This is a genomic window from Roseateles sp. SL47 (assembly GCF_026625885.1).
Taxonomy (GTDB): Bacteria; Pseudomonadota; Gammaproteobacteria; order Burkholderiales; family Burkholderiaceae_C; genus Roseateles.
Map to the genome: position 1 here is coordinate 2,906,136 of NZ_CP113068.1, position 12,664 is coordinate 2,918,799.

Annotated in this window: 11 protein-coding genes; 6 read left to right on the top strand and 5 right to left on the bottom strand. The window is 66.6% G+C overall.

Annotation, left to right across the window (positions count from 1 at the left end; translation table 11 throughout):
- Positions 1-16: 16 nt before the first annotated feature.
- The 3 genes from OU995_RS12695 to OU995_RS12705 all read right to left on the bottom strand — a co-directional run bounded on the left by OU995_RS12695 (position 17) and on the right by OU995_RS12705 (position 3,633).
- Positions 17-865 (bottom strand): DUF924 family protein, encoded by an 849-nt coding sequence (locus OU995_RS12695; protein WP_267835912.1) that lies wholly within the window; start codon positions 863-865, stop codon positions 17-19.
- 61 nt (positions 866-926) lie between these two features.
- Positions 927-3,047: a prolyl oligopeptidase family serine peptidase gene (locus OU995_RS12700; protein WP_267835913.1), complete on the bottom strand. Its 2,121-nt coding sequence runs from the start codon at positions 3,045-3,047 to the stop codon at positions 927-929.
- Between the two features lie 25 nt (positions 3,048-3,072).
- Positions 3,073-3,633: a YaeQ family protein gene (locus tag OU995_RS12705; protein WP_267835915.1), complete on the bottom strand. Its 561-nt coding sequence runs from the start codon at positions 3,631-3,633 to the stop codon at positions 3,073-3,075.
- 91 nt (positions 3,634-3,724) lie between these two features.
- Here OU995_RS12705 and OU995_RS12710 point away from each other — a divergent pair, with 91 nt between their 5' ends.
- The 5 genes from OU995_RS12710 (at position 3,725) to OU995_RS12730 (ending at position 9,556) form a co-directional block, all read left to right on the top strand.
- Complete coding sequence (locus tag OU995_RS12710) at positions 3,725-4,393, top strand: hypothetical protein (protein WP_267835916.1); 669 nt, start codon at positions 3,725-3,727, stop codon at positions 4,391-4,393.
- A 636-nt stretch (positions 4,394-5,029) separates the two neighbouring features.
- The gene (locus tag OU995_RS12715) at positions 5,030-6,169 is read left to right on the top strand and encodes an SLC13 family permease (RefSeq protein ID WP_267835917.1); all 1,140 of its coding nucleotides are present in this window, start codon (positions 5,030-5,032) and stop codon (positions 6,167-6,169) included.
- Positions 6,170-6,301: 132 nt separating this feature from the next.
- Positions 6,302-8,383: a M3 family metallopeptidase gene (locus OU995_RS12720; protein ID WP_267835918.1), complete on the top strand. Its 2,082-nt coding sequence runs from the start codon at positions 6,302-6,304 to the stop codon at positions 8,381-8,383.
- A gap of 46 nt (positions 8,384-8,429) precedes the next feature.
- Positions 8,430-9,233 carry an SDR family oxidoreductase gene (locus tag OU995_RS12725; RefSeq protein WP_267835920.1) on the top strand — a complete coding sequence of 268 codons (804 nt, stop codon included), beginning with the start codon at positions 8,430-8,432 and terminating at the stop codon, positions 9,231-9,233.
- 11 nt (positions 9,234-9,244) lie between these two features.
- Positions 9,245-9,556: a hypothetical protein gene (locus OU995_RS12730; RefSeq protein ID WP_267835921.1), complete on the top strand. Its 312-nt coding sequence runs from the start codon at positions 9,245-9,247 to the stop codon at positions 9,554-9,556.
- 102 nt (positions 9,557-9,658) lie between these two features.
- On the opposite strand, the gene rsgA is transcribed toward OU995_RS12730, so the two are convergent.
- The gene (gene rsgA / locus OU995_RS12735) at positions 9,659-10,561 is read right to left on the bottom strand and encodes a ribosome small subunit-dependent GTPase A (protein ID WP_267835922.1); all 903 of its coding nucleotides are present in this window, start codon (positions 10,559-10,561) and stop codon (positions 9,659-9,661) included.
- Positions 10,558-11,889, bottom strand: coding sequence for a M48 family metallopeptidase (locus tag OU995_RS12740; protein ID WP_267835923.1), 1,332 nt, complete (start codon positions 11,887-11,889; stop codon positions 10,558-10,560). Before OU995_RS12740 ends, rsgA begins: the two co-directional genes overlap by 4 nt.
- Before the next feature lie 170 nt (positions 11,890-12,059).
- On the opposite strand from OU995_RS12740, the gene orn reads away from it, so the two are divergent.
- Positions 12,060-12,653, top strand: coding sequence for an oligoribonuclease (gene orn, locus OU995_RS12745; protein WP_267835924.1), 594 nt, complete (start codon positions 12,060-12,062; stop codon positions 12,651-12,653).
- The last annotated feature ends 11 nt before the right edge of the window (positions 12,654-12,664 follow it).

Here is a 12,664-nt window from a genome sequence, read left to right on the forward strand (position 1 = left end):
GCCGTGCGGCAGCGCCTCAGAAGCGGGAGCCCGGCTGCTGGAGGAACGCCACTTCCTCCGGGGTGCTGATGCGCCCCAGGATCTCGTTGCGGTGGGGGAAACGGCCGAAGCGGCGGATCACCTCGAGATGTCTGCGCGCAAAGTCCAGCGCCCCCTGGAGCCGCGCATCTTCTGCCGCCAGGGCCTCGAACGCCTGCACGCACTGCGTCTGCAGCTCCAGCGACTCCGCATGCTCCAGCGGCATCAGCGCGAACCAGCGCTCCAACGGCGACAGCCCCTGCAGGCAGGGGCGCAAGGCCAACGCGGCCACCAGGGCCAGGGCATCACCGGCAAAGGCGCGTGGGGTGTCGCGGAAGATGTTGCGGGTGAACTGGTCCAGCAGCAGGATGCGCGCCAGGGCGCCCCAGGGGTTGCGGTCCCAGTTGGTGAGGTCGCCCTGCAGTGCCGATTCCACCAGCGGCCCGAAGCGTTCACGCAACGAGGCGTCAAAGCCGGCGTCCTTCTTGAACCACTGGGACTGCACCTGGCCGTCCGCCTCGCTGCCCGGCACACCGAACCATGCATTCAGCACCCGCTGCGCCGCCGCAGGCGCGGTGAGCCGCTGCCAACGGGGCTGGTGCTCCAGCCATTTGCGCACATAGGTGCATCCCGGCACCAGTTGCAGCGTTTGCGACGCCAGCCAGCGCACGGCGGTTTCCACCAACTGACCGGCCAGCCCCTGGCCACGCAACTGGGCCGGCACCCCGGTGTGGGTGATGATCAACTGCTCCCCGTGGCGTTCATAGTCCAGCCGGCAGTGCAGGCCGGGCTGCGGTTGCGCCAGAAAGCAGTGCTGGTCCGGATGGTGCTGGATGACGAAGTTCACGGAGCTCTCCAAGCCTGGGGCACACGTCAGAAGGCATGAACCCGCGGTGACGCGTCCAGGGTCACCCGCCGGTGCCGGCGTCCCCGAGTTGCTGCCACAGGTAGCTGAACTCGAGCGCCTGCAACTGTGCCCGCTGCTGGTTGTCCGCAGCGCCCCCATGCCCGCCTTCGATGTTCTCGTAGTAGTAGCACGCCTGGCCCAGGGAGAGCAGACGTGCCGCCATTTTCCTCGCATGGCCAGGATGTACACGGTCATCACGCGTGGAAGTGGCGAACAGCGCCCGTGGATAACGCACGCCCGGCCGAAGGTTTTGATAGGGGCTGTAGCGGGCGATGTGCGTCCAGTCGTCGGGCTCGTCCGGATCGCCGTATTCAGCCATCCAGGAAGCGCCGGCCAGCAGCAGGTGATAGCGCCGCATGTCCAGCAGTGGCACCTGGCAGACCACCGCACCAAACAGCTCCGGCCGCTGCACCATGCAAGCCCCCACCAGCAGGCCGCCATTGCTGCCGCCCATGATGCCCAGCCGCTCGGGCCGGGTGAGGCCGCGCTGCACCAGGTCCTCGGCCACGGCGATGAAGTCGTCGAAACTGCGCTGCTTTTGGGCGCCTGTTGCGGCCTGATGCCAGTGGGGCCCGTACTCGCCGCCGCCGCGGATGTTGGCCACCACCAGCCGGCCGCCCCGGGTCAGCCAGGCCCGGCCGTTGGTGCCGGAGTACCAGGGCTGCAAGGAGACCTCGAAGCCCCCGTAGCCATACAGCAGGGTCGGGGTGTCGGCGCCCTGGCCGGGCCCCCCGATCACGAAGTAGGGAATGTGTTCCCCATCCGCGCTGCGCGCGAAATGCTGCTGCACCGTCATGCCGGTGGCGTCGAACTGGGCGCCGCGCTGTTTGAGCGGGGTGCGCTCGTCCCGCCCGGCATGGGCCAGGCTGACGGTGTCGGGCGTGAGGAAATCGCTGTAGTGCAGCAGGTAGTCGTCGCCGAAGCGGTCCTGCGGCAGCTCGGAATCATGCAGGGTCTGCACGCTCAGCGCGCCGGGGAAGGGGGCCTGGACGGTGCGCCGCGTTGGCGGAGTGGCCGACAGGTCCCATTCTTCCAGCCGGCTGGCCACATGCTCGCTGATGGTCAGCAGCACGTGGTGGTGGGTGAGCGAATAGTCGTCCAGCGAGCGTCCGGGAGCAGGCGCAAAGAGGATGCGGGCCTGGCGCTCGCCGCGCCAGAAGGCGGCGTCGTCCAGCAGCAGGAGTGAACCCGCCGGATGGGTGTGCCCGGCCACGGTCCAGTCACTGCGGGGGCGCAGCAGCCACCAGGGGCCATGGGCATGCACGCTCATGTCGCTGGGCAGGTCAACCGGCAGCAACTGGCCGTCGCGCCAGAGGAAGCGGGATTCGTTGTAGAAGTCCAGCGAGCGGCTGAAGAACACCCGTTCATGACCGGGCGTGCGGTCCACACTGGCACTGACCGAGACGTCGCTGGCCTGACCTTCGAACAGCACTGGGGCGTCCGCCAGCGCCGTGCCACGCGCCCAGCGCCGGACCTGGCGCGGGTAACCGGAGTCCGTGAGCGAACCCGGGCCGAGATCGGTGCCGATCAGCAGGGTGTGCTCCTCCAGCCATTCCACGTCGGTCTTGGCTTCCGGCACAAAGAAGCCGCCGTCCTCCACGGGAATGAAGCGCAGTGTCTCCAGATCGAATTCCCGATATTCACTGGCATCGGCCCCCCCATCGGACAGACAGACCAGGCAGCGGCGGTAGTCCGGCGCCAGGGCGACCGCACCGTGGAAGACCCAGCTGCGCTGCTCCACCTGCCCCAGCGCATCGAGGTCCAGCACGGTTTGCCAGGGCGGCTCGGCCAGGGCGTAGTCTTCGATGCGGCAGCGGCGCCAGAGGCCGCGTGGATGGGCATCGTCCTGCCAGAGGTTGTAGAACCAGTCGCCCCGACGGGCGACATGCGGAATGCGGTCCTGGGCATTCAGCAACTGCAGCAGTTCCTGCCGGATGGGGGCGAATTCGGGCCGGGCCTCCAGCACGGCCTGCGACTCCGCATTGCGGGCTTTCACCCAGGCCAGGGCGCGTTCCCCCGCATCACCCTCCAGCGCTTCGAGCCAGAGGCATTCATCGTTGAGCGTCGCGGCCGGGTCGGCCGGGGGGGTGCCCGAAGGCTGGGAGGGGGTCGGATCTGGCACGGGAATCTCCGTCAGGTGGGCAGGCTTACTGGTCGCGGCCCTTGAGCAATTGTGGCGTCACCTCCACCGCACCTTTGTCGGTGGTGATGTAGGCGGTACCGTCCTGGATGCTCAACTGCCATTGCATGCTGCGTTCCGCCAGGGCGGCCAGGGCCTGGGACTGGTCAGCGGGAATCTGCCAGACGGCCAGCTTGGGCGCTCGCAAGAGCTTGTTCTGGATACCGGCCCACCAGACCGGCGTGCTGGAGGCGTAGCTCAGCACGGTCACCAGTTCGGAGCGGCCCTGGATCTGGCGCAGGCGGCGTTCGTCCGGCTGGCCCAGTTCCACCCAATGGACCACTTCGCCGGTGAGGTCAATCTGCCAGAGGTCGGCATCGTCGGCTTCGGAGAGGCCCTTGGTGAATTCCAGGCGGCCGCGCAGGTCGTTTTCCGGCTGGTACAGCGCGTAGGCGAGGATGCGCAGCATCATGCGTTCGTCGGTTTCCGACGGGTGGCGGGCAACGGTCAGGTTGTGATCACCATAGACATGACGGTCCATGTCCGAGATCTGAAGCTGGGCTTTGTGGATGGTGGCCTTGAGCGCCATGGGGGGCCTTGAAACTGGGAGTCTGAAGCGGCGCATTATCATTCCTGCCTCACCGACGAGACATCCCCGAGCGGGACCGAGAGAAATCTTCATGAAGCACACCCTGCGCACCACTGCTGCCGTGGCCACTCTGCTGGCCTGCGGCCTGGCTTTCGCCCAGACCTCCACCACCGCCCCCAAGGCTGATCCCAAGAATGCCAAGGTCACCAAGCCGGTCGTGGACAAGCCCAAGCAAAAGCTGATGACGCGTGACGAGCTGCGCGCCTGCCTGCTGGACGACAAGTCGCTGACCGAAGAAAACACCAGCCTGAAGGCCAAGGAAAAGGACATCCTGGCCGAGCGTGATGCGTTGAAGGCGTTCAAGGCGGAGCAGGACAAGGCCGAGGCCGAGATGCAGAACCGCAGCAAGGAACTCAAGGCCGAGATCGAGGCGGTGAACGCCTTTGCGGCTGAGATCCAGGCCGGTGCGGCCAAGATGGAGAAGGACCAGCTGAAGGCCAAGCAGGAGGAATATCAGGCTCGCGCCAATACCCTGCAGCCGAAGATCGATGCCTTCAACAAGGAGCGCAACGACCGCGTGGAGAAGTACAAGGGCTTTAATGACCGCGTGGACGCGCAGGCGAAGTCGCAGGATGACTTCAACGAAGCCGTGGAAACGCTGCAGGACAAGCGCGACGAATGGAAGAAGCGCTGCGCCAACAAGCCTTACGACGAAGCGGACGAAGTCGCTTTGAAGAAGGAGCTTGGGATTAAGAAGTGAGCCCCCGGTTTGCTGTGCTTAGGGCACAGCAAACACGCCCCCCGAGGGGGCTGAGGGCCGCCTTGGGAGCGGCCCGGCGGCGGCCCCTTCACTAAGTCGCAGCCCCGCTCGAACGGCGCTGCGCGCGTTTTTGCGACAGTGGGCCCCCGGTTTGCTGCGCTTAGGGCGCAGCAAACACGCCCCCCGAGGGGGCTGAGGGCCGCCTTGGGAGCGGCCCGGCGGCAGCCCTCTTCACTAATCTGCAGCCCCGCATGAACGGCGCTACGCGCGTTCTTGCGACTCGGTGCCGACAGGAGCAGGAACGAGGCTGGGCTAAAGGCCGCCCTGGGAACGCCCCGGCGGCGGCCCTCTTCACTAAGCCGCCGCCCCGCTCGAACGGCGCTGCGCGCGGTGTTGCGACTCGGTGCGGACAGGCGCGGTGAATTCAGCAGTGCATGTCAGGTTGGGGGATATTTTTCGGATGGAAGGCGCTGTTCGTAGGTGGAGCAGGGGCGGCGTTTGCCCTGCTCGCCGCCGGATCCCCGCTGGCGCTGGTAGCCTGTGGGAAGTTTGCAAAGGGGGGCTTGCCCGTGGCGGTACGCGGCACCCGCTTCCGTCGCTGTCATTGACTATTGCCCTGTCGTCGCTGGTCCCGTCATGAGTTCTGCTTTGCCTTCCTCTCCAGTTGCCTCGGGCGACCATCCCCCCAGTGGCGGCAACCCTCTGCTGTGGGGCCTGGCCGTTGCGGCCCTGGTCTTGGCCTGGTGGCGACCGGTCTCGCCCAGTGAATGGCTGGCCCTGATCGATTGGCAGACGATGGGCGCCTTGACCGGCCTGCTGGTCATCACCCAGGGCGTGGAGCGCAGTGGGGTGCTGCAGGGCGCCGCCCGCGCGCTGCTGGCCCGCACCAGTACCGCCCGGCAGTTGGCGCTGGTGCTCTGCGGGGTGGCGGCGGTCTTGGCAGCCTTGGTCACCAATGACGTCAGCCTGTTCCTGCTGGTGCCGCTGACCCGGGAACTCGCAGCACAGGCCCAGTTGCCACTGGCCCGGCTGGTGGCCCTGGAGGCACTGGCGGTGAATGCCGGCTCGTCCCTCACGCCCATCGGCAATCCGCAGAATCTGTATCTCTGGCACCGCTCCGGTGAGTCCTTCGGCGGCTTCATGGCCATGATGGGACCGGCCGTGGGCGTGATGCTGGCACTGCTGCTGGTCACCATCCTCATCACCATGCCGGGCACACCCATCCGCGTGGCGCCACCGCAGGAGCGCGCGCCGACGCAACCCCGGCTGCTCGCCCTCTCCGGCGTGCTGTTCATCGGCTTCGTGGCGGCCCTGGAGCTGCATGTCTGGGCTCCCGCCCTGGTGGCCGTGCTGGTGGTGTATGCGCTGTTCTACCGCCGGGTGCTGATGCGCCTGGACTGGGCGCTGCTGGCCACCTTTGCGCTCATGTTTGTCGTGGTGCATCAACTGGTGGCACTGCCGTGGGTGGCGGGGCTGATGTCGCAATTGCCGATGGATCAGCCGCTGCAGGCCTATCTGGTGGCCATCGCCACGTCGCAGGTCATCAGCAACGTGCCAGCCACCCTGCTGCTGGCGGATGGCACCCAGCCATTGGCGGCCTTTGCGGCCTTGGCGGTAGGCGTGAATGTCGGTGGTTACGGTTTTGTGCTGGGCTCCATGGCCAACCTCATCGCCCTGCGCCTGGCTCGTGAGCCGCACGGTCTTCGGGAATTCCATCGCATCAGCCTGCCTTTCCTGGCAGTCTGCGTGGTGCTGGTGGCCTTCCTGGTGCGCTGAGTCGCCGCAACACCCTTGCATTCGCACAGTCCCTCTTTCGGGATGCGCCAAGGGCTGACCGCCTTCCTACAATGGCCCGCAGCCGGGGTGTGCGCGATCCGCGCGCCCTCGCCATCGCCATGAGGAATGCCAATGACCGCCACCAGCGCCGTGCCCCAGTCCCCCTCCACCAATCCGCTGTTGAAGGCCTGGGACGGCCCGTACGGCCTGCCGCCGTTTGCAGAGATCCGGCCGGAACATTTCGAACCGGCGTTTGATCAGGCACTGGCGGAACATCGGGCGGAACTGGCGCTGATGGCTTCGCAGACCGAGCCGCCCAGCTTCTCCAACACCCTGGCCGCCTTTGACCGGAGCGGGCGCCGTCTGGTGGCGCTGGAGCATCTGTTCTCCACCCTGAGCGCGTCCGCCACATCTCCCGAACTGCAGGCGGTGCAGCGCCGCATGGCCGCACCGCTGGCGGCACACAGCAACGCGGTCTACATGAACGCCGCGCTGTTCGCCCGTATCGAAGTGCTGCATGAACAGCGTGAACACCTGGGCCTGGACCCGCAGCAGCGCCGCTTGCTGGAGCGCATCCATCTGGACTTCGTGCGGGCCGGCGCCCGCATGCAGGGCGAAGCCCGCCGCCGTTATGCCGCGCTGATGGAGCGGCAGGCGGAGCTGCATACCCGCTTTGGCCAGAACGTGTTGGCAGACGAGGGCGACTACCAACTGCTGTTGCGCACGCCGGACGAATGGGCCGGCCTGCCGGATTTTGTCCGCGCCGCCGCGCGCCAGGCCGCGCTGGACCGGGGCCTGACCGATGCGGACGTTCACGTGATCACGCTGTCTCGCTCGCTGATCGTGCCCTTCCTGACCTTCAGTGAACGACGCGATCTGCGCGAGCAGGCCTGGCGGGCCTGGGTCAGCCGCGGTGAACATGCCGGCGACAGCGACAACCGCAGCATCATCCGCGAGATCCTGCGCCTGCGGCACGACCAGGCGCAGCTGCACGGCTATGCGCACTACGCCGACTACGCCCTGGCGGACACCATGGCCGGCAAGCCTGCGGCGGTGCTGGGCCTGCTGGACCCCGTGTGGGAGCGGGCCAAGGAGGCGGTGGAACGCGAGCGGGCCCTGCTGGATGCCGAACGTGTGCGGCTGGGCCATGCCGAGACCATTCAGGATTGGGACTGGCGCTACTACGCCGAGAAAGTGCGCCAGCAGCGCTTTCAGCTGGACGAGGCTGAGGTGAAGCCGTACTTTCCGCTGGATGCGATGGTGGCGGCCATGTTCGACTGTGCCACCCGCCTGTATGGCCTGCACTTCGTGCACCAGCCGAAGGTGGCGGGTTATCACCCGGATGTGAAGGTCTATGAGGTGCGCGATGCGGATGGCCGGCTGCGGGGGCTGTTCGTTCAGGACAATTTCGCGCGTCCCACCAAGCGCAGCGGGGCCTGGATGAATGCCCTGCGCTGGCAGGCGCGCAACGGCATCGAGGCGCTGCCCATCATCCTGAACAACAACAACTTCGCCAAGGGCGCGCCCGGCGAGCCGACCTTGCTGTCGTTCGACGACACCCGTACGCTGTTCCATGAATTCGGCCATGGGCTGCATGGGCTGCTGTCGCAGGTGGAGTTTGAGCGACTTTCCGGCACGCAGGTGCTGAGGGATTTTGTGGAGCTGCCGTCTCAGCTGATGGAGCACTGGATGGCCGAACCCGAAGTGCTCAAGCGCCATGCCCGGCACTACCGCACCGGCGAACCGATTCCGGATGCGCTGCTGGAGAAGATCCAGGCGGCCGCCACCTTCAACCAGGGTTATGAAACGGTGCGCTACTGCGCCTCCGCGCTGGTGGACCAGGCCATTCACGGCCTGGGCACCGGGGAGGTGCCGGATGTGGTGGCCTTCGAGCGCGACACGCTGCAACGCTTGGGCGCGCCGGCGGCCGTGGGCATGAACCATCGGCTGACCCATTTCCAGCATCTGTTCTCCGGCAGCTCCTACGCAGCACAGTACTACGTCTACCTGTGGTCGGAGGTGCTGGATTGCGATGCGTATGAGGCGTTTGTGGAAGCGGGCAATCCGTTTGACGGGGCCACGGCGCGGTCGCTGATGGACAACATCCTGTCGGTGGGCAACAGCCGCGACCCGGGGGACACCTATCGGGCCTTCCGGGGGCGCGATGCGCAACTCGCGCCGATGCTCAAGGGGCGGGGCCTGCTCCCCGCCTGAGCGGGTGGCGTGGGCGGCCCCGGCCGGGGACGCCTATCATCGGGCCATGAACACGTCCTCCCGTTCGCATTCCGGCGCCGCCGCCAATCAGGCGGCATTTGATTCCACGCGCACACGCATTGCCGTGGTCACCGGGGCCGGTTCCGGCATCGGCCGCGCCGCAGCCTGGAAGCTGATGGCCGCGGGCTGGCAGGTGGCCCTGCTGGGCCGCCGCGAGGACGCCCTGGCGGCCACCGCTGCGCAGGCGCCGGACCAGGCGCTGGTGCTGCCCACTGATGTGACCGATGAACAGCAGGTGGCGGCGGCATTCCGCGCGGTGAAGGCGCGTTATGGCCGGCTGGACCTGCTCTTCAACAATGCCGGCATGAGCGCACGCGGCATGGAGATTGACCAGCTCAGCGTGGCCCAGTGGCGGGCGGTGGTGGATGTGAACCTCACCGGCAGCTTCCTGTGCGCGCGGGAGGCCTTTGCCCTGATGAAGGCGCAGACGCCGCAAGGCGGGCGCATCATCAACAACGGCTCGATCTCCGCCCACGCGCCCCGGCCCGGTTCGGTGGCCTACACCAGCACCAAACACGCCATCACCGGCCTGACCAAGACGCTGGCCCTGGATGGGCGCCCCTATGACATCGCTGCTGGCCAGATCGACATCGGCAACGCCCAGACCGATCTGACCGCCAGTTTCTCCAAGGGCCTGCCACAGGCTCACGGTGCCGTGGTGCCGGAGCCGGTGATGGATGTGGACCACGCGGCCAGCGCGCTGCTGTACATGGCGGAATTACCGCTGTCAGCCAACGTGCCTTTCCTGACGGTCATGGCCACCAAGATGCCCTATATTGGGCGGGGTTAACCCTGAAGACGATGAAGACGATTTCCGATCTGCTGATGATGGTGGCGCGCATCCTGCGTGCGGCTCTGTTCCTGCTGCTGTTCCTGGCCTTGCTGGTCGTGGGGCTGTGTGTGTTCGGTGTGCTGCTGCTCTGGAGCCTCATCCGGGGCCGTCGTCTGCAGCGGCCGACGGTGGGCGTGTTCCGCACCGCGTCGGACCTTCGCGCGCAGGCCTTCAAGCGCCGCAACGAGCCGGCCGGCGACGTGGTGGATGTGGAGGTGCGGGAAGTGCCGGCCCCTCCGCCGCAGCATGCTTCCCACCAGCAGCCGCGCCTGGACCCCTGAACGGCAGTTGCCCTAGTTGCCCCAGTCGCTGCAGTCGCCCCAATCGCCCCAGTCGTAGCTGCCTGGTATAGGTATAGGGGGCCTGCCTGGGGGGGGCGCCGATCAATACCGGGGCGGGCTGCTGAGTTCCTGCCAGAGCTCGTCGTAGATCCGGTAGCGGGACGGGCTGATCTTGCCAGCCTCCACCGCCGTCAGCACCGCACAGCCGGGCTCATGCCGGTGGCTGCAGTTGTGGAAGCGGCATGAGCCCAGGTGGGGCTTGAAATCGGCCATGTGGCTGGCCAGTTCCGGCGCCGGAATCTGACGCAGACCGAATTCCTGAAACCCCGGCGAGTCGATCAGCGCGGTGTTGCGATGCCCGTCCATCCAATACCACTGGGTGGTGGTGGTGGTGTGGCGGCCGGAGTTGAGTGCTTGGGAAATCTCGCCCACCTGCGCGCCGGCATCCGGCACCAGCAGGTTGATCAAGGTGCTCTTGCCGGTCCCGCTAGGGCCCAGCACCAGCGTGGACTGGTTCTCCAGCAGCGGCATCAGTGTGTCGCGCGCTTCGTCGGGACGGCCTTTGAGGCTCAGTTCCAGCACCCGCTGACCCATGGCCTTGTAAGGCGCCAGCCGCTGCCGGGCCGCTTCCGCCTGAGGCAGGTCGGTCTTGTTGAGCAGGATGTCGGTGGTGATGCCGGCACTGTCCGCAGCGATCAGGGCCCGCGTCAGCTGGGATTCGGAGAACTGCGGCTCGGCGGCCACCAGCACCAGCAGGCGGTCCAGATTGGCGGCAAAGCTCTTGGTCTTCCATTCGTCCTGCCGGAACAGCAGGTTGCGACGAGGCTCCAGCTTCTCGATGACGCCTTCATGCTCGCTGCTGCGCTGCCAGCGCACCCGGTCGCCCACCACGCAATCGCTTTTTTTGCCCCGGGTCAGGCAATGCACCCGAACACCGTTGTCGTCTTCCACCACGTAGTGGCGGCCGTGTCCACGGACCACCAGGCCGATCTGGTTGCCTTTCATGCAGCACCGCCGCCCAGGTGGCCCAGGCGCGCGCCCATGCCGCTGAGCGCGGCAATGGCGGCCAAACGTTCACTGGCGGGCGGATGCGAATAGTAAAAGCGGGCGAAGACCGGGTCAGGGGTCAGCGTGCCGGCATTGTCCTCATGCAGTTTCAGCAGGGCCGCGCTGAGGTCCTTGCCGCTGGATTGCTCGCAGGCATAGGCATCCGCCTCGAATTCATGCTTGCGGGACCAGTACGACATCAGCGGCGTCAGGAAGAAGGTGAAGGGCGGCAGGGCCAGCATGAACAGCAGCAGCGCCAGCGCATCATTCGGGGCGGACAGGCTGGGCCGCACGCCCAGGCCCAGATAAAACTGCGGCTGCGCGCTCAGGAACCCCAGCAAAGCAAAACCCGCCAGGCTCAGTGCAAACATCAGGACCATGCGCTTGAGCACATGGCGGCGCTTGAAATGCCCCAGTTCATGGGCCAGCACCGCTTCCACCTCCGGCGGGTTCAGGCGCGACAGCAGCGTGTCGAAAAACACCACCCGCTTGGATGCCCCCAACCCGGTGAAATAGGCATTGCCATGGGCGGAGCGACGGCTGCCGTCCATGACAAAGAGGCCCTTGGCCGCAAAGCCGCAGCGGGCCATCAGCCCTTCCACCCGCTCGCGCAGGGTGGCGTCGGACAGCGGTTCGAACTTGTTGAACAGCGGTGCAATCAGGGTGGGGTAGAGCACCAGCATCAGCAGGTTGAAACCCATCCACACCGCCCAGGCCCACAGCCACCAGGCCTGGCCGGCGGCGCCCATCAGCCAGAGGATCACTGCAGCGATGGGCAGGCCGACCACGGCACCCACCAGCAGTCCCTTGAGGCCGTCCAGCACAAACAGCCGCAGGGTGGTGCGGTTGAAGCCGAAGCGCTGCTCCAGGCGGAAGGTGTTGTAGAGCGTCCAGGGCAGGTCCAGCAGGCCGGAGAGCAGGGCAAAGGCGGTCAGCAGGCCGAGCTGATAGCCCATGGTGCCCAGCATCGGCAGCAGGGACAACATCCACTGGTTGATGAGGTCGAGGCCGCCCAGCAGCGTCCAGCCCACCAGCAGCGCGGTGTCCCAGGCCAGATGCAGCGTGCCGGCCCGGTTGCGGGCCACGGTGTAGTCCGCCGCTTTCTGATGGGCGGTCAGGGGCACGGTGCCCACAAAGGCGTCCGGTACGGCCGCGCGGTGCCGCGCCACATGGCGGACCTGCCGGCTGGACAGCCACAGCTTGGCCAGGAAGGACAGGACCACCGCCGCCACAAATATCAGGCTGAGCGCGAGGGCGTTCACGGACCAGGAATCGGAAATGTGCATGCCCGGAGTGTAGGTCCCAGGGCCTGCTCGCTTTGGGAAGCGGCCGGTCTCCAGCGTCGCCCGAGGGACTTGTATCCGGAGCGCGTCCAGGCTGCGACAATCGCGCCCATTGCCGTTGTCCGGCCTGCCTCGCGGCAGGGTGGGTGACGGCCACGCCCACAAGGATTCACATGAGCATAGCCGCCACTTCCATGGCCACCCCCGCCACCCCCACATTGCCCCTGAGCGACCAGAACCTGATCTGGATCGACCTGGAAATGACCGGTCTGTTCCCCAACACCGACCGCATCATCGAGATTGCGGTGGTGGTCACCGACCCGCTGCTGACGGTGCGGGTGGAGGGGCCGGTGTTTGCCATTCACCAGTCCGACGAGACGCTGGACAAGATGGATGCCTGGAACAAGGGCACCCACGGCAAGAGCGGACTGATTGACCGCGTCAAGGTGTCCACCATCTCGGAAGACGAGGCCCAGGACCGCGTCATCGAGTTCCTGAAGGCCTATGTGCCGGCCAACAAGTCGCCGATGTGCGGCAACTCCATCTGCCAGGACCGGCGCTTCCTCGCTAACTACATGCCCAAGCTGGAAGACTTCTTCCACTACCGCAACCTGGACGTGTCCACGCTGAAGGAATTGGCTCGCCGCTGGAAGCCGGCCGCGCTGGAAGGCTTCAAGAAGGCCCAGAAGCACACCGCGCTGGCCGACATCCATGAATCCATCGACGAACTGATTCACTATCGCGAGCAGTTCCTCAAGCTCGACTGAGTCCGGCCACC

Coding starts and splice junctions, on each gene's coding strand:
- OU995_RS12705 (WP_267835915.1), bottom strand. CDS start 3,633: ATGGCGCTCAAGGCCACCATCCACAAAGCCCAGCTTCAGATCTCGGAC.
- OU995_RS12710 (WP_267835916.1), top strand. CDS start 3,725: ATGAAGCACACCCTGCGCACCACTGCTGCCGTGGCCACTCTGCTGGCC.
- OU995_RS12715 (WP_267835917.1), top strand. CDS start 5,030: ATGAGTTCTGCTTTGCCTTCCTCTCCAGTTGCCTCGGGCGACCATCCC.
- OU995_RS12720 (WP_267835918.1), top strand. CDS start 6,302: ATGACCGCCACCAGCGCCGTGCCCCAGTCCCCCTCCACCAATCCGCTG.
- OU995_RS12725 (WP_267835920.1), top strand. CDS start 8,430: ATGAACACGTCCTCCCGTTCGCATTCCGGCGCCGCCGCCAATCAGGCG.
- OU995_RS12730 (WP_267835921.1), top strand. CDS start 9,245: ATGAAGACGATTTCCGATCTGCTGATGATGGTGGCGCGCATCCTGCGT.
- rsgA (WP_267835922.1), bottom strand. CDS start 10,561: ATGAAAGGCAACCAGATCGGCCTGGTGGTCCGTGGACACGGCCGCCAC.
- OU995_RS12740 (WP_267835923.1), bottom strand. CDS start 11,889: ATGCACATTTCCGATTCCTGGTCCGTGAACGCCCTCGCGCTCAGCCTG.
- orn (WP_267835924.1), top strand. CDS start 12,060: ATGAGCATAGCCGCCACTTCCATGGCCACCCCCGCCACCCCCACATTG.